This is a genomic window from Streptomyces sp. NRRL F-2664 (assembly GCF_000719345.1).
Lineage (GTDB): Bacteria > Actinomycetota > Actinomycetes > Streptomycetales > Streptomycetaceae > Streptomyces.
In genome coordinates this window covers 1-261 of sequence record NZ_JOFX01000546.1, presented here as the reverse complement: position 1 = coordinate 261, position 261 = coordinate 1, and the positions used below count along the sequence as shown (strand labels likewise).

Here is a 261-nt window from a genome sequence, read left to right as displayed (position 1 = left end):
GGCCAGCACCCGCGCGCCGTCGGCGTCGGGCTCTTTGGCGTAGGCGCCGTCGCGGTAGTTGTCCGCGGTCCGCAGCGGGCGGCCCAGCGCGTCGAGGGTTTCGGTGACCCGCCGGCCGTCAGGGGTGGCGGTGACCGTGACGGCCGGGGAGGGGTAGGCGGTGCGGGTGGTCTGCGGCTTGTCGGAGTCCGGCAGCAGGGTGTGGGCGGTAGGCCGGCCCTGGCGGTCGTACTCCGTCCGCGAGACGACCCGCCCGCCCGG

1 protein-coding gene is annotated in these 261 nt (G+C 77.0%); it reads right to left on the bottom strand.

Annotated elements, in window-relative coordinates:
• Positions 1–261 (bottom strand): hypothetical protein (locus tag IF89_RS40205; RefSeq protein WP_043195172.1); only part of this gene is annotated, 261 nt, incomplete at both ends.